At 67.7% G+C, this 15,570-nt stretch carries 11 protein-coding genes; 2 read left to right on the top strand and 9 right to left on the bottom strand.

Features of this window, described 5'->3' with window-relative positions; translation table 11 throughout:
* Positions 1-187 precede the first annotated feature (187 nt).
* From DFO45_RS11950 to DFO45_RS11920, 7 genes are all read right to left on the bottom strand, one after another.
* Positions 188-1,711 (bottom strand): mechanosensitive ion channel family protein, encoded by a 1,524-nt coding sequence (locus tag DFO45_RS11950; RefSeq protein ID WP_133865042.1) that lies wholly within the window; start codon positions 1,709-1,711, stop codon positions 188-190.
* Entirely contained in the window at positions 1,708-2,706 is a 999-nt protein-coding gene (locus DFO45_RS11945; RefSeq protein WP_133865041.1) for a biotin/lipoyl-binding protein, read from the bottom strand. The genes DFO45_RS11950 and DFO45_RS11945 overlap by 4 nt, the downstream gene beginning before the upstream one ends.
* Positions 2,703-5,066 (bottom strand): ABC transporter permease, encoded by a 2,364-nt coding sequence (locus DFO45_RS11940; RefSeq protein ID WP_133865040.1) that lies wholly within the window; start codon positions 5,064-5,066, stop codon positions 2,703-2,705. The genes DFO45_RS11945 and DFO45_RS11940 overlap by 4 nt, the downstream gene beginning before the upstream one ends.
* On the bottom strand, positions 5,063-6,106 hold the full coding sequence (locus DFO45_RS11935) for an efflux RND transporter periplasmic adaptor subunit (protein ID WP_043880162.1): 1,044 nt from the start codon (positions 6,104-6,106) through the stop codon (positions 5,063-5,065). Before DFO45_RS11935 ends, DFO45_RS11940 begins: the two co-directional genes overlap by 4 nt.
* A gap of 126 nt (positions 6,107-6,232) precedes the next feature.
* The gene (locus DFO45_RS11930; protein WP_133865039.1) at positions 6,233-8,011 is read right to left on the bottom strand and encodes a hypothetical protein; all 1,779 of its coding nucleotides are present in this window, start codon (positions 8,009-8,011) and stop codon (positions 6,233-6,235) included.
* A gap of 289 nt (positions 8,012-8,300) precedes the next feature.
* Positions 8,301-9,362, bottom strand: a complete 1,062-nt coding sequence (locus DFO45_RS11925) for an ABC transporter substrate-binding protein (protein WP_133865038.1) — start codon at positions 9,360-9,362, stop codon at positions 8,301-8,303.
* 194 nt (positions 9,363-9,556) lie between these two features.
* Positions 9,557-10,306, bottom strand: a complete 750-nt coding sequence (locus tag DFO45_RS11920) for a GntR family transcriptional regulator (protein ID WP_166657111.1) — start codon at positions 10,304-10,306, stop codon at positions 9,557-9,559.
* Positions 10,307-10,493: 187 nt separating this feature from the next.
* On the opposite strand from DFO45_RS11920, the gene DFO45_RS11915 reads away from it, so the two are divergent.
* Positions 10,494-11,405: a polysaccharide deacetylase family protein gene (locus DFO45_RS11915; RefSeq protein WP_133865036.1), complete on the top strand. Its 912-nt coding sequence runs from the start codon at positions 10,494-10,496 to the stop codon at positions 11,403-11,405.
* Positions 11,406-11,438: 33 nt separating this feature from the next.
* Here the strand turns inward: DFO45_RS11915 and DFO45_RS11910 are convergent, their stop codons facing one another.
* Together DFO45_RS11910 and DFO45_RS11905 are read right to left on the bottom strand one after the other, a co-directional pair.
* A complete protein-coding gene (locus DFO45_RS11910) occupies positions 11,439-13,775 on the bottom strand; it encodes a DUF4114 domain-containing protein (RefSeq protein ID WP_133865035.1) in 2,337 nt (778 codons plus the stop codon).
* A 283-nt stretch (positions 13,776-14,058) separates the two neighbouring features.
* Positions 14,059-14,259, bottom strand: coding sequence for a hypothetical protein (locus tag DFO45_RS11905; RefSeq protein WP_245518066.1), 201 nt, complete (start codon positions 14,257-14,259; stop codon positions 14,059-14,061).
* 113 nt (positions 14,260-14,372) lie between these two features.
* Between DFO45_RS11905 and dusA the strand changes: the two genes are divergently transcribed.
* Complete coding sequence (gene dusA, locus DFO45_RS11900) at positions 14,373-15,389, top strand: tRNA dihydrouridine(20/20a) synthase DusA (protein WP_133865034.1); 1,017 nt, start codon at positions 14,373-14,375, stop codon at positions 15,387-15,389.
* The last annotated feature ends 181 nt before the right edge of the window (positions 15,390-15,570 follow it).

The raw sequence follows: 15,570 nt of genomic DNA, 5'->3' as shown, positions 1-15,570 counted from the left end.
GCGTTCAGCACCCAGGCGACACGGCCCTGCGGCGATGTCCGGCGGCGAGAGGAGCACTATGACCGGCCCGCGCGGCGGCGAAAGGGCGACGTTCCGGCGCACCGATCCGAAAGGGGGGCTGCCCGACGCCCGAGAATTGCGAGGGCGCGTGCCGGACGGATGGCGCCGGTGCGACGCAGCCGGTCGCCTACCCTCGCCCGCGATGGACCTGCATGAAGGCACGGATGCTTTCGGCGAGCCTGGAGCGGCCTCGCTCCCGGTCGCGGGGCGCGGCGGCCTCCAGATGCGCGGTATCCCGGCGCTGGGCGAGAAGCGCGCCCAGTTCGTCCGCAAGTCCCGGACGATCCTTCAGCAGCGGCGCGAGGGCCTCCTTGGCGATGGCGAAGGCCACCACATAGGTCAAAGCCCGGACAGTGCCCGCCTCGCCTTCGCCCAGCAGCACCCCCTCCTCGCCGATCAGATCGCCAGGAGCCAGACGATGGATCTCCGCGCCGGGGGCATCCGCGCTGCGGGTGAGACCCAGGATGCCGCTGCGCACGATCATCAGCACCGACAGCACCTCGCCCTCTCGCGCCACCACCTCGTCCTTACGGTAGGTGCGCTGCTCCATGGCATCCGCCAGCGCGGTTTTCTCCTCTTCGCCGAGGCTGGAGAACAGCGCGACGGAATCCAGGAGGCGCAGGCTGAGGGGGCGCTGGGACACCTCCGACCGGGGCACGCTGTCGCCGCCCGCCCCGGCCGGCGCGGCCAGATGCAGGCCGGCCGCCTTGGCATGGCGGTAGACGAGATCGAACATCTCGTCCTTCGCCGCCGAAGAGGCGCCGAGTTCCGCGACATGGAAGGAGAGCTCCAGATCCACCGCCTGGGCGTCGAGGGTCTTGATATGCACGGCGGGGGCCGGATGGCTGAGGATGAGCGTGGAACTCGACAGCGCGTCGCGCAGGACACGGGCGAGCGCCAGCGGCGCAAGGGTCGGCACGAGGCGCACCCGCAGCTTCACGCCATGGCGGCGCTCCGGCCCGCTGGCATTGGTCAGCATCTCCTTGGCGAGGTTGCTGTTGGGCAGGATGACGAGATCATTGCCGGAGCTGAGCAGATGGGTCGCCCGCCAGTTGGTCTCGATCACCCGGCCTTCGACGCCATTGGGGAGGATCACCCAGTCGCCCACGCCATAGGGCCGGCTGATATTCAGCGCGATGCCCGAGAACAGGTCCGCCAGTGTACTTTGCAGCGCGAGACCAAGGACGATGGCCACGACGCCGGATGTGGCGATGAGCGTGCCCACCGGAACGGAGAAGACGTCGGCGACGACCGACAAGGCCGCCCCCACGTAGATGACCCCCACCAGCAGGTCCTGAAGCAGCCGGCCTTCGCGCGGCCGCCGCTCGAAGATGAGGAACATGCGCACGAAGCCGGCCAGGCAAAGGGCCGCGCTGCTCCACCAGACCACCTTGGCGAGGCTCATGAAGCCGCCGTGCAGGCTCGGCGGCGCTTGCGCCCCGGCTTCGTAGGGCACGATGCCTTCCGAGGTCAGAAGCGCCGTCAGAAGGGTCAGGAGGGCGACCTGACCGATGAGATGGGGCCACGGACGGTCGCGCAGAGCGAGCCGAAGGCCGAGGGCGACCGCCAGCGCCGCGACGGCAGTCGGCACCAACGGGTCTGCGATGAGCAGGCGCAGCTCGTCCGCGAGTCCGGTTCCGCCCGAGATCATGGCCGCGCGGGCGGCGTCGGCGGCAGGAAGACGGTCATTCCCGACTCGAGGCTGTAAGCACCGCCGTTGCCGTCGGGCTCCACCCGTAGCCGGAAGCTGTTGAGATCATGGTCTCCGGCCGCCCGCGCGGCCCGCCAGGTAGCGAACTCGCCGAGCGGGAGCAGCGCCGTCACCCGCGCCGGAATGGTTTTCCCACCGGCCCCTTCCAGCACGAGCGGCCCGCCCACCGCGATGCCGGTGAGACGGTCCTCCCGCGCGGTGAAGCTGAACCAGGTGCCGCCGTCGGGCGCGAAGGTCATGACCGGCCGCCCCGGTGCGATGATCTCGCCGGGCGCGGCCACCTCCACCCGCACCGTGCCGTCCGCGGGCGCCGTGAGGCGGGTCTTTGCGAGTTGCGTCTCCAGCACCACCACGCTGGCCTCGGCAAGAGCGAGGCGGGCATCCGCGAGGGTCCGCTCCTGCGGCGTCGGGCCGGCGATGGCTTCCGCATGCTGGGCCTGCTTGAGCGCGAGGTCGGCCTCCGCCTTGGCGAGGGACGCCGTATCCTGGTCGAGCTGCTGCTGGCTGGCATATCCGCGAGAGGCCAGCGCCGACGTGCGCTGGTCCTGAAGCCGCGCAAGATCGAGGTTGGCCTTGGCCGTGCGCACCGCCTCGGCGCGGATGGCAATCTCCTCCGCGCGAACGCCCGAATAGACGCGGGCGCGATCCGCCCTTGCGCTCGCCGCCGCGGCACGGGCTTCGCCCAAAGCCGCCGAGAGGTCGGGATTGTCGATCACGGCGAGCAGGTCGCCCTTGCGGACCCTGTCCCCCGACCGCACCGGCACGGCGATCAGCCGCCCGGTGACCTCGGGAGCGATCCGCACCTCCGTCTGGCGCACCATTCCCGCCACCCGCGCGTCGGCAGGCGGGCGATGAAGGACATAGGCGCCGACCGCGCCGCCGGTACCGATCACGAGGACAGCGGCCAGGATGCGGCGCCGGGAAACTCTGGTCATTGCGCGCGCTCCCCACGAAAGAGACGTCCCGCGCCGACAGCCAGCGCGGCATAGGCCAGGGCGAGCCCCCACAGCCCCACCCAGTCCGCCCGCACGTCCCCGAGCGTGGCGCCCATCTGGTTGAGGCGGACGAGGCCGTCGATCCCGAAGCTCGAGGGGAAGAGCGCGCTGGCGCGCCGCAGGGCCTCCGGGATGGCCTCGATCGGCCATGCGACGCCCACCAGGAAGAACATGGGCAGACTGAGCGCGATGATGAGCAGCATCGCCGTCTCTCGGCGCCGGAAAAAGGCGCCGAGAAACTGGCCCATGAAGCTCACCGCCAGCAGGAACGGCAGGGCGAAGGCGAGCAGATCCAGGAGATGCGGGCTCGCGGAAAACCCGAAGACGCGCGGCAGCACCACGAGGTAAAGCCCGACGGCAGGCAGCGCCAGGCAGAGGTGCGCCAGGGCCTGCCCCAGCACGGCGCGGGCGCCCGTGCGATGCCGGCGCGCGGCCACCCCGCCCCGTTCGAAGGCAACGCCGCCGGCCGTTGCCGCGCCCATCAGCAAGGTCTGCTGCAGGATCAGGACGAAGGCGGCCGGAACGACGTAGCTGCCATAGCCGCCCGTTGGATTGAACAGCGGCTCGACCAGCACCTCCACCGGCGAGCCCGCCGCACGCGCGGAGCGGGTCTGGCTGCCATCCGGCCGCGCGCCGCCGGACGCCGTGTCCGCCGTCACCTGGGCCGCAGCCTCGGAAATGCCCTGAAGCGTCCGGTTGTACAGAAGGAAATAGGCGGAATCGACGAAGGCAGGCACCCGCGCCTCATTGCCCTTCAGCACCTCGCGGGCGGTGCCTTCCGGAATGCCGACGATGCCGAACACCTCCCGCCGCTGCAGCGCCGCCCGCGCATCCGCCAGCGTCGGCGCCTGGACGGCCACCGTGATGGCTTCATCGGCATTAAGGGTCTCGATGAGCGTTCGGGAGACATCGGTGTGGTCGTCATCCACCACCGCGATTGGAATGTCCCGGACCAGTTGGCCGAGATAAGGCTGCGGGTAGAACACGCCGTAGAGGATGGGTGCCGCCACGATCAGGCTGAACAGGCCGGTGTCGCCGAGGACGCGGGCATATTCGTTGCGGAAGGCGCCGACGACGCTTCGCGGAGCCGCCGCTTCCGATCGGACCTCGGGGCGCGGCGCACCCATCGGCAAAGAAACCAAGGAATGCAGGCGCATCAGGGCAAAGCCGAAGAAGGCGAGCGCCAGCACGCCCAGCGCCAGCATCGGGACCGCCGTATCCGCAACCGGAACGCCGCGCGCTCCTTCGTCGAACAGGATCTGGATGTACCAGCGCAGCGGCAGCAGCAGTCCCCAGCCCTGCGCGAAGGCGTTCATGCCGATGATCGGAAAGCCCACGCCGGCAAAGCCGAACGCCGGCGAGCAGAAGATTCCGGTGAGCGAGAGCCCCACCGGAAGGCTCTTCGTCAGAAGCTGAAGCAGCGCGGCAAGGCACAGATAGGCCATGACGAAGAGGCAGGCCGCCACCGCGATGACCAGAGGACTGCCGCGGAACGGAACCCCATAGAGCCCGTGGATGATTCCGACGCCCACCGCCAACATCACGAGGTAGATGCCGAAATACGGGGCCAGCTTGCCCACCAGTGCGGTGAGCGCGCTTCCACCTGCGGCCTGAAGCCAGGATTTCAACCCTCTCGCCGCAAATTCCGACCCCACCGCATAACCGCCGCTGATGGCGATAAGCACGTGCAGCACCGTGGGCAGGACGGCGCGCAGCAGGAACTGCACATAGTTCAGCGCCGGGTTGGTCAGCACATATTGCTCCACCACCAGCGGCCCCGGCCGTCCGGCCGTCTTGGCGGCGGCAGGGACGAGGGTTGCGGCCGCAGCGTTCGCGGCGGCAGTGAGCGCGCCCTGCGCGATGTTGCCGGGGCTGAAATATTGCTTGTTCGAGAAGATCACCACCTGCGGCCGCCGGCCGGCGAGAAGATCCCGCTCGAAATCCTCCGGGATATAGACAGCGGCGATGACCGCGCCGGACCGCACCGCATGCATTGCCGCGCTCAGGTCGCCGGAACGCTGGGCGACCTCGGTGCCCGGAGCCGCCTGGATCGCGTGCACGAAGGTCATGGAGGTGGGGGTGCGGTCCGCATCCACCACATCCACTTTCAGACCGCGGACCACCGCATGGCCGAAGGTCGCGGCGAGCAGCGCGAAGGCGATGAGCGGGATTGCGAGAACCAAAAGCAGCGCCAGCCGGTCGGCGGCGATCCAGCGCACCTCGCGGGCCATCACCGCGACCAGCCCCGGCGCCTCCGCAGGGGCCGGGCGGGTGGCTTCGGCACCGTCCACAGCGGTCATTGCGCCGGCCTCTTCCATTCGGCATAGGCGCTCATGCCGGGACGCAGTCCGGCCAGCGGCGCGACCGGATAGGCGCGGACCTCGAAGGTCCTCAGATCGAAATCGCCGGTGGCGCGGGTCGCCCGCCAGCCGGCATATTCGCCGCGCGTCGCGATGGTGCGCACCTCCACCGTCACCGGCCTGTCGCCGAGGGCCGGGATGCGCACGGTGAAGCGGTCGCCAGGCTTGAGGCCACCGATCAGGTCCTCACGCAGGTCGAACCGCACCCAGACGTCCGAGAGGTCCACCAGCGAGAGCAGCGGCACGCCGGGCGAGACATATTCGCCGGGCTCGGCATTGACCTGATAGACCTGCGTGGCGGCGGGCGCCTTCACCACGAGTTCGTCGACCTGCGCCTGCAGGGTCCGGATGGCGGCGTCGGCCTTGGCGACCGCGGCCTCCGCCACGCCACGCTCCTCGGCGGTGTAGCCGGCGATGGCCTCGTCCTGCGCGAGGCGCGCCTGATCGAGGGCGCGCCTGGCCACATCAAGGGAGGCGGTCGCCTCGTCGAGCTTCTGCACCGAGGCGAAATCGCGCTCGGTGAGCTGCCGGGTGCGGTCGTAAGTCTGCTGGGCGAGCTTGGCCGAGGCATCGGCCGCGGCCACCGCCGCCTTGCGGGCGGCGATGACTTCGGCGCGGGTGCCGACGCGGATGCGCTCGAGATCGGCCTCCGCCACCACCTTGGCGGCCCGCGCCTCCGCGAGACGCGCGAGCAGTTGCGGATTGTCGATGGTGACGAGGGCGGCGCCCTGCGCCATGTCGGCGCCCCGGTCGGCAGGACGGGTCGAGATCCGGCCGTCCACGCGGGCCGCGATGTCGAGGCGCCGGGCATCCGCCTCCCCCTGCACCAGCAGGGGGTCCGGCTGCACCAGGAACCATAGCGACAGGCCCACGACGAGGCAGATGCTGAGAGCGACAACAACGGCTGCGGCGCGGGCGCCGGAAGAGGAAGACGGCGCCGGGAGTTCGGGCTCCGTCGTGGGTGGAGTTTCGCGTGTCATTGCCTGCGCCAGATCGCCATACGACACCGCTGCCGCGGGCGGCATCGGAGGCGCCCGTGTGGCACGGGGACATCAGGCATCGCAGGGGAGCGCCCGGGGCGCTCACAGTGAGGACGTGAGGCGCCGTTACCGAAGCGCAGTCGGGGCGAGGCTCTCCGGTCGCAGCAGTTCCTTCAGCGCAGTGAAGCGCGGATCGTCGCGGACGGCATCAAAGCGCGGATCGGTTCGGATCCAAACCACACCGGGCTCCCGCGCCTCCATGGCCTCGGACAGAAGGTCGAGCGCAACGTCATGCCGCCCAAGGGACAGGGCCAGGGTGGCGCGGGCAAACGCAGTGCCGCCATAGACGGAGAGCCCGAGGCGCTGCTGCGCGTCGGAAGGAGCGCCCGCCCATGCCCGCACTTCCGCGGCTGCGAGTGCCAGCATGGGGATGTCCCGATCCAGCCCGTCGAGACGTTCGGCAAGAGTGAGTGCGGCCTCGCGCTGGCCGGCAAAGGTCAGAGAGAGCGCCCGATAATAGAGCGCTTCCGCGGGCTGGGTGCCCCCGACGGGCGCCATGGCGCTCGCATCGTGGAAGTGCCGGGTCGCGAACCGGCAAAGCGCCTCGGCGCATTCCAGCTGCGTGGAGATGGGCTCCATCGCGCGCGCCCGCGCGAAGAGCCGGATCGCGTCCCCGTGGTGGCCGCAGAAGGCGCGGAAGGCGCCATAAAGGCGCACGCACCGCGCGTTCTCTCCGAGCGCCATCGCCGTCTTGAAGGCCTCTTCCGCAACGGCCCTGTCCCAGTCCAGCCAGGCCGCGACGGTGGCGCGGGCGGTGTGGGCCTCCACCGATTTCCCATCGATGCTGAGCGCCTTGCGGACCGCCGCCGCGGCCTCGCGCGATGCGGTCGCGTGGTCGATCAGCCCAAGCCGGAAGAGATCGAGATGGCAATCGGCGATGCCGGAATAGCCGCGGGCATAATCGGACGTGGTGTCAGAGACCTGGCGGAACAGGCCGAGCGCCTGCCGCAGAGCCTGCGGTGTCTGCTGGTCGAGCAACTGGCGGGCGCGATAGACTTGGGCGGAGGCCTTGATCGCCTGCGGCCTCGGTCCTGCCGCGCCGCTGCGCATGGCCGAACTGTCGAAGCGCAGGCGGCTCAGGATGGTGGCCGCGATGCGCTCCTGAAGGATGAGCCCGTCCTCCGGCGTTTCCACGTGCCCGTCGAACCGGTCGGACCACACGGCGAAGCCCGAGGGGTCGGCGAGTTCCACCGTCACCCGCAGGACGGCGCCTGCACGCCGGACGGTGCCGTGGATGACACCGTCGGCCGAAAGCTCCTGCGCCACGGCCGCGATGGGCGCGCCCGTGTTGCGGTATCGAAACGCGATCTGACGCGAGGCGACGCGGTAGCCTTCGGCCTTCTCCAGAGCGAAGATGAGTTCATCCGTGAGCTCATCCGCAAAAATGACGTCCTGCGCTCCTCCCGAAAGGGGTGTCAGGGGCAGGATCAGAACCGCAGCCCCGGTGCCGGGCCGGAACAGGCCACCGTCAGCCTCCGGCAGCGCCGGCCTCTCCGTGGGGGCAAGCCAGGTGAAAAGCGGAACGTAGGTTCCCGTCGGCAGATCGATGCGCACCCGGTCCTGCGGCGACGGTTCGGCATAATAGGCGGCAAGCTTGCGCCGGAGCCGGCGCGCCTCTACGCGCACGGTGGAATCGAAACGGGGATCGTAAGCGGGCTCTCGGGCATAGATGGCATTGCCGATGGGGCCTTCCTTGAGGCCCGCGGCCCGGCCGGCCAAGACCTCTTCCACCAGATGGCGGAGCAGCACGGCAAGCTTGTCCGATCCCGCGAACTGCCCGCTGCGCTCGATGCGCTCCAGCTGCTCGCGCACAGCCCAGGACGAGACCTCACCATCCCCCATCATTCTCGGCTCCGATTGTCGCCGGGGGATATAGCACGTTGCCGTTCCACCCGCCCGCCGGGCCGGGGACGCCCGGCAGAGGCGCTCACGGTGACCGCGGGACGACTAACACGGGCTGGAGGTCAAAGGCTGAGCGCGCCTCGCGGGCGGACGGCCCACTATGTTCGGCAGCATATGCCCGCCGACGCTCCCCAAAGCCGCCTCCCCCTGACCCTCGGCCCGCATCGCACCGGCCCGCCTCTCCCAACAGAGGATGGACAATCAACGCTCGACCGCAGCCGCGCGTCTTGGCCTAGATTCGCACTTCCCTGTTGAAGCGCTCGATGAGTGCGGCGCGCTGGGGATTGAGCGTCTTCCAGTCGATGAGGGTCAGTTTGGAGAGTTCCGCCTCGGACTTTGCCACCTTCTGCAGTTCGGAACTGAAGGCGACAGTCCGGTTCGTGGGCAGCAGGAAGTTCGGCGCCGCCGCCATCCGTGCCTGCACTTCGCCGGACAGGGCGGCATTGATATAGGCGTAGGCGAGATCGAGGTTCTTCGCATTGGCGATGGCGTGCAGGGAGTTCCGCACCAGAACCCAGCCCGAATCCGGGCGGGCGATGGCGATCTCCACGCCATTCTGCGCCAGCGGCAGCACGGCATTGAGATAGTTCACGCTGATGTCGATCTGGCCCTGCTGGAACAGGGTCGCGAGCGCACCGGGATTGGCGGCCACGGCGCCCAGATTGGGCAACAGCCGCTTCACCGCCTCGAACGCGGGCTCCATATTGCTCTCGCTGCCGCCGTTGAGCTTGGCGATCTCCACCATCCAGGCGGCGCCGAGACTGCTGCCGAGACCGGTGATGCCCACGCGTCCCTTGAATTCGGGCTTCCACAGGTCGAGCCACGAGGTCGGCGGCGTCTTGATGGTGCTGGGATTGTACGCAATGCCCATGACCTGCGCCGTGATGAAGGCGCCCATGCCGTTCGGATCGATGAAGCGCTCCGGCAGGGCCGACAGGTTCGTCACCTTGTCGACCGGCAGCGGCGCGAAGATGCCGCGGCTGAGGGCTTCCAGATAGGGCCCCTCGTCCATCAGCACCACGTCGAACGGCGGGTTGGATTTCGAAGCCGAGACCTTTGAAACCGCCTCGAGCGCCAGCACAGGCTCCAGCAGCACGTTCGCACCCGTGGCCTTCGTGAAGGCGGGGAGAAGAATGGCCCGCTGGGCCTGCTCCCACGTTCCCGGATAGGTCGTCGCGACCAGCGGACCCGCTGCCGCGTGCGCGGCCCGGGAGAATGCCGGCAAGGCCGCCGGCGCCAGCGCGGCAGCGGCACCCGACGCAAGGAAATGACGTCGTGTCAGGATGGCGGACATGCTGTCTCTCCCAAAAGGCCGTCGATCAAGGCAGACCTGCGCCCGCCGATGAGGACCACCTGCGAGATCGCAGGCGACGACCGTCCGCCACCCGAACCTCGCCAGTTCCGAGACAAACAGTCGTAAAAATTGTCTACAAAATAAAGATCAAATTGCGCTCGTTATCTGATTGCAATTTGGGCAGGAGCGGCCGTTCACCCTTCAACGCGGCGGCGGCTGCGCTTCTGAGGGATGACCCCCAGATCTTCGAAGATGGCGGCAAGGTCCACCGCCTCCCCGCCCTCGCTGCCGATCTTGAGTCGCGCTTCCATCTCGGTCAGATGCCGGTCCATGGCCGAAATGGCCCCCGCCTTGTCGCGCGCGAGCACCCGCTCGGCAATGTCCGGGTGGGCGTCGGGACAATGGTCCTCCGCCCCGGCGGGCTCGTACTGCGCGATGATGAGGGAGGTGCGCAGCGCCAGTTCCTCCATGAACTTGATCAGCACCGGATTGCCACTGAGACGGGCGATGCCGAGGTGGAAGTCGGCACTCAGCGCCAGCCCGTCCCACCGGTCATGGTCGGCATGCGCGCGCTCCAGCGCCAGCATGCCTTTCAGATCGCGGGCCGCGTCGGGCGTGAGATTGTCCACCGCTGCCGAGATCGCCGCCCGCTCGAGAATGCGCCGGGTCGCGAATACGGCCCGCGCCTCCTGTGGCGAGGGCTGGGAGACGAAGGCGCCCCGGTTGGGAATGAGAGTCACGAGGTCCCGAGAGCCCAGATGCGACAAAACCTGGCGGATATGGGTCCGGTGGGTCCCGAAGGCCGAGGCCAGTTCCACCTCGCCGAGTTTCATGCCCGGCCGCAGGCGCTTCAGGCTGATCGCCTTCAAGATCCCCTGCACGACCGGATCGTGATCCATCGTCGCGCGCTCGGTGGCCGCCGCCATCGCCTTCGGTTTGCGCATAGGGGTCCGTCTCCAGTTCCAAATCCGGTCTGGCATCGCGTGGTCCGCATGGCAACCGGCTGCCCACATTACATGCGGCAATCAATAACGATCTTTGTCGACAATATGTGCCGCAACACGCTAGGTCTTCAACCGGCAGGGGACCCTACCCCGCCGCACACGATCCCTCGCAGCAACGGAGAAGCGGATGCGAGAGCGCGACCTGATGGGCTATGGCGGCCGGCCGCCGGCCATCGTCTGGCCCAATGGCGCCCGCGTAGCTGTCTCGCTGGTGGTCAATTTCGAGGAAGGGGCCGAACTCGCGGTGGGCGACGGCGATGACGCCAGCGAGCGGATCGGCGAGGTGCTGAGCGTCGTCGCGCCGGGCCGGCGGGATTTCGGCCAGGAGGAGATCTTCGCCTATGGCACGCGGGTGGGCCTGTGGCGCTTTCTCGATGCGTTCGACCGGCACGAGCGGCAGGCGACCTTCTACATGTGCGGGCGCGCCGTGGAGCGCCTGCCGGCGCTGGCGGCGGAGATCGTCGCCCGGGGACACGAACCGGCTTGCCATGGCTGGCTGTGGCGCCCCCATGCCGATTTCACCGATGCGGCCGAGGAGCGGGCGTCGCTGGTGCGCTGCATCGATGTCATCCGCGACACCACCGGCCAGCGCCCGCTCGGCTTCTGCTGCCGGGGCAGCCAGAGCCCCCATACGCGGGCGCTGCTGGGCGAGCTGGGCTTCCTCTACGATTCCAACGGCTTCGACGACGACCTGCCCTATTGGTCTGCCGCCGGTGATGGCCGCATCCTCGTCGTGCCCTATGCCTTCGATACGAACGACATGAAATTCTTCCACCCCAACGGCTTCGTCGAGCCGGGGCAGTTTGTGCGCTATGTCGAGGCGGCGCTGGGCACCCTGGTCGAAGAGGCCGGCCGCGGGCGCAGCAGCCTGCTCAACATCGGACTGCATCTGCGCATCTGCGGCCGGCCGGCGCGCTTTGCTGCCGTGGAGGGCATCCTCGCCGCCTTGAGATCCCTGGGCGATCGGGTCTGGGTGGCGCGGCGGGACGAGATTGCGCGCCATTGGTTATCGGCAACGGCGCATATCGGAACCGATTGACCATCGGCCGCCGGGGCCCGTTCCGATCCTCCGTCACACGAGGAGATGGCTGCCGCTGGCGCTGGTGAAATCGAGCTGCACCACGAGGTCGTTATAGTCGTGGTCGCCGCCGCCATAGAGGTCTTCCCAGCCCCACGTGTTCATGCCGTAGTTCCACAGATGCCCCACGTGCGCGCCGTCGACCACTTCGTTGGCATTGGCGAAGGCATAGAAGGTGTGCCCGCCGGACGAGAGCTTCATGGCAACGAGATCGCCCGCATTCACGTGCAGAAGGGTACCCTCGCTATAGCCGCCGAAGCTGGCGCTGGTGAGCATCGTGCTGCCGTTGCCCGTCACATAGGCGCGGGCATCGCTGGCGGCGTCATAGCCCGCGTCGCCGGGCTTGAGGCCGCCGATGCCGCCGGAATAATCGTCCACCTTGTAGAAAGTGACGTGCTCGTCCTGCGCGCCCCCCTGGCGCATCCGCACGATGGCGGTCTGGTCGTTGGCGGCACCGACGGTCTCCGCGACGGCCACAGCCTGCGCCACATGAACGGCACTTGTGCCCAAGGCTGAAACGAAATCCACGAAACCGGCGGACGTAGTGGCGCCGCCCTGGGGCGTCGTGGTGGAAGCGCCGCCGATGCCGACGGACACCACGCTGCCGGCGGCAACCCCCATCTGCGTGACCGTCGACTGCGCCTGCTGATCGAACATCTTGACCAGGTCCGCCGAGAAGTCCTTCTGGAGGGCCTGCTGGGCGAACTGGGCGGACCAGGCATGGGCATCGCCCGCCTTCCCCGTAAGGCTGTAGCCGACGCCGCCCACGGTCACCTGCACCGCCGTGTCCGAGGCCAGTATGGGCTGGAACAGCAGGCTTTGCGTCACGGGCGCGACATCGCCCGCGGCGACGTTCAGCATGTCCGGCGTGTGGAAATAGGTCTGCCCTTGCAGGAGCGCGCTGACCGCCCGCGCCAGCAGCAGGTCATTGGCCTGCCCGAGGTTCGACACCGCGTGATAGCCGGGCCCGCCGGTGGAGCTGCCGCTGAGATCGAGCCCCGCCCCGACGCTTGCGAAGGCGCCCGGCGAGACCACGGCCGCCTGCACGATCAGGTCCAGAATATTGCCCGGCGTCGCAAGGCCCTGATCGGCCAGCGCCGCCGTGACACGCGCGCTGGTGTGATCCGCGATCCGCGAACCGTTGTAATCCGGTGCCGTGTTCAGGGCCGTGAGCACAAGGTTCATCACCGTGCCGGAATCGGCGTTGAGTTCCTTGAGCCCGGCACTGACGAGCGTCTCGATGACGCCGAGATTCCCGGACTGCGCGAGCCCCACCGCCTTGGTGGCGGCTGCGGTCGTGAGCGCCGAGATGGGCGTATTGATCCAGCTCGGCAGCGTGATGCCTGCCTTCAGGCCCGCAGGCTGGAATGTCGAACTCTCGGCATAAATGCCGAAACCGGAATTGGGCGCGGCAGCAGCGGGCTGATCGAAGGCGTCGAACAGGAACAGCGGCACCGTCTTGCCGTTGTTCGCGCTCTCCATGCCGTTCAGCCAGGAGAAGATCTGCGTGTAGACGGTCGACTGATTGTTGACCGTCGGCGTGTTGTAGACCGTCGAATATCCGGTTTCGCCCACATAGACGTCCACGTTTCCGCCGAGCGTGTTGGCGAGGCTCTGGAAATAGGTCGAAACAGGCGCGAAATTCGTGGAGGACATCGGCCCGAGCGATGTCGACTGCGTGTACTGATCGTACATCACATAGGGCGAATTGTTGTTCCAGCTGCTGCTCCAGTTGCTCTGGATGTAGCTGGTCGTGGCGTTCGCGACCGTATTTCCGTAATTCGCGATGGATGCGGAGATCGGAATATCGCCAAGGCCCGCAGCCGCCATGGAGGCCTTGAGATTGGTGAAGGACGCATTGATCCAGCCCTGATAGCTGGAAAAGCTCGGATCGCTCGGCGGCGGACCATTCATGTCCAGCTCGTTGCCCAGCAGGATGCCCCTCAGATGCGCCTTAACATTTGCCACGCTCCCGAAGGAGGAGATGAGCATCTGGACCCACTGGTCGGTATAGGTGGAGCTGTTCATCAGCCCGGCCGCCCACGGCGCGCCATACCCGCCCTGAACGACCGCGCTCTCGTTGGTGCCCATCACCAGTTCGACATTAGAGGTTCCCACCACATAGGTGATGACCTGCTGCTGCGTCCCGTCCATCACCGGCGTGGGACCGAGACTGTCGTGATAGGTGCGGATGAGGCTGAAGTTTTGGGTGATCTGGTTCAGATCAGCCGTGATGGAATAGCCGGTCCGCCCGACTTCCCAGCTCTCGTAATTGATGCCGACATTGTAGCCGAAGGGCGTGTTGGCGGGCACGAGGTTCACATTCGCCATCGGCATCTCTCCACCCGGGCAGGACCGCCGCTCCCACCCGAAGGGAACGCCGAACCCCACGACCACCCTGACATGGTACCTCAAGCATGGCTGGCCGTCGTGAAGATTGCATGTCGAATGCGCGCAGATACGCCGCCGCCGGCGGCCAGCCTTGGGAAGAGGCCCCACAGGTCCGCCGCGCCCATCCCCGACGCACGCCGAAATCCATCAAGGATCACCTGGCTTCCGGGTTTGGCGAGATGGGTCAGGACAAGACAGGTGGCGGAGACGGAGACCATCACACTCACGCGACGATGCCACGGAAGCGTTTCGCGTCGTGCGACCTGCGCGTGACGGTGGGTTCCTGGCGATCGATGCGGCGTTCCATGTCGAGCGCCCACTCCTCGGCATCCTTGCGACGCAGGAACGTCTCGTTGACGTACTGCCCCTTCCGACGGATCTGGGCTCTCCAGAAGCCGGAATTTAGTTTAGTGAGGGTAGCCAATCCGTGTGCGCTCCATGTGCACACACACGTCGAAAAATCGGAAATTGGGGCGTATCGTGGCGAAAAATCGAGTGCACACGACAAGACCCAATTCCTTGAAGTTATAAAAAATAATGCCGAAGAACCAAGATTTTCGCCTTTCCATAGCCCCCATGATGGAGTGGACGGACCGCCACTGCCGCGCCTTCCATCGCACCCTGTCGCGGCGGGCGTGGCTCTACACGGAGATGGTAACGGCCCCGGCCATCATCCATGGCGACCGGGCGCGGCTGCTTGGCTATTCGCAGGCCGAGCACCCGGTGGTGGTGCAGCTTGGCGGCAGCAATCCCGCGCTTCTGGCGGAGGCCGCGCGCATCTGCGCGGATTTCGGCTATGACGAGATCAACCTCAATGTGGGCTGCCCCTCCGATCGGGTGAAGGGCGGCAATTTCGGCGCCTGCCTCATGCGCGATCCGGCGCTGGTGGCCGAATGTGTCGCCGCCATGCAGGCCGCCGTTTCCATTCCCGTCACCGTCAAATGCCGCATCGGTGTGGACGATCAGGACGTCGAGGAAGCCCTGGACGCGCTCGCGGATGCCGTGCTCGCGGCCGGCTGCGCGCGCCTTATCGTGCATGCCCGCAAGGCCTGGCTGAAGGGCCTCTCGCCGAAGGAAAACCGCGAGATCCCGCCGCTCGACTATGATCGCGTGCATCGTCTCAAGGCCCGCCTGCCCCACGTGCCCATCGAACTGAACGGCGGGCTCGTCACCCTTGAAGACGCCCGCGCGGCCGGCGCCGGCCTCGACGGCGTGATGCTGGGCCGCGCCGCCTATCAGGATCCGGACCTGCTGCTGGAGGTGGATGCGCAGGTGCATGGCGAGACCCCGCCCCATGCGGACGCCTTCGAGGCCATCGCCGCCTTCGAGCCCTATATCGCCGCGCATCTGGCCGCTGGCGGGCGGCTGCACGACATCACCCGCCACATGCTCGGCCTGTTCGGAGGTCGCCCGGGCGCGCGCACCTATCGCCGCACGTTGGCGACGGAAGCGCTCGTGCCCGGCGCGGGCCTTGAGGTGCTGCGCAAGGCGGTTGCCGCCATCCGCCGCCCCCTCGCGAAGGACGATGGCACACGGACGGGAACGGAGGGCTGAGCCCCTCCTGTCCTTCCGCAGAAGAAGCAGCCTTGGCCCCAGCACGGCTTGCCAGACGCCTATGCGGATGATGTGGCACGCGCGCAACAGGTGCACGGTGACATCGACACCGGCTTGAATGCGTCTAAATGCACAAAGCCGAAATTCGATAAGAATTACCTAAGGTCATTTTCTTATAAAA

Origin of the sequence: Azorhizobium sp. AG788 (assembly GCF_004364705.1) — a bacterium.
Classification (GTDB): domain Bacteria; phylum Pseudomonadota; class Alphaproteobacteria; order Rhizobiales; family Xanthobacteraceae; genus Azorhizobium; species Azorhizobium caulinodans.
The sequence above is the reverse complement of the archived record's forward strand: the minus strand, read 5'-3'. Positions and strand labels throughout refer to the sequence as shown.

Excerpts from the sequence above, each read along its gene's own strand:
- DFO45_RS11950 (WP_133865042.1), bottom strand. The coding sequence starts at position 1,711 with ATGATCTCGGGCGGAACCGGACTCGCGGACGAGCTGCGCCTGCTCATC.
- DFO45_RS11945 (WP_133865041.1), bottom strand. The coding sequence starts at position 2,706 with ATGACCAGAGTTTCCCGGCGCCGCATCCTGGCCGCTGTCCTCGTGATC.
- DFO45_RS11940 (WP_133865040.1), bottom strand. The coding sequence starts at position 5,066 with ATGACCGCTGTGGACGGTGCCGAAGCCACCCGCCCGGCCCCTGCGGAG.
- DFO45_RS11935 (WP_043880162.1), bottom strand. The coding sequence starts at position 6,106 with ATGACACGCGAAACTCCACCCACGACGGAGCCCGAACTCCCGGCGCCG.
- DFO45_RS11930 (WP_133865039.1), bottom strand. The coding sequence starts at position 8,011 with ATGATGGGGGATGGTGAGGTCTCGTCCTGGGCTGTGCGCGAGCAGCTG.
- DFO45_RS11925 (WP_133865038.1), bottom strand. The coding sequence starts at position 9,362 with ATGTCCGCCATCCTGACACGACGTCATTTCCTTGCGTCGGGTGCCGCT.
- DFO45_RS11920 (WP_166657111.1), bottom strand. The coding sequence starts at position 10,306 with ATGCGCAAACCGAAGGCGATGGCGGCGGCCACCGAGCGCGCGACGATG.
- DFO45_RS11915 (WP_133865036.1), top strand. The coding sequence starts at position 10,494 with ATGCGAGAGCGCGACCTGATGGGCTATGGCGGCCGGCCGCCGGCCATC.
- DFO45_RS11910 (WP_133865035.1), bottom strand. The coding sequence starts at position 13,775 with ATGGCGAATGTGAACCTCGTGCCCGCCAACACGCCCTTCGGCTACAAT.
- dusA (WP_133865034.1), top strand. The coding sequence starts at position 14,373 with ATGCCGAAGAACCAAGATTTTCGCCTTTCCATAGCCCCCATGATGGAG.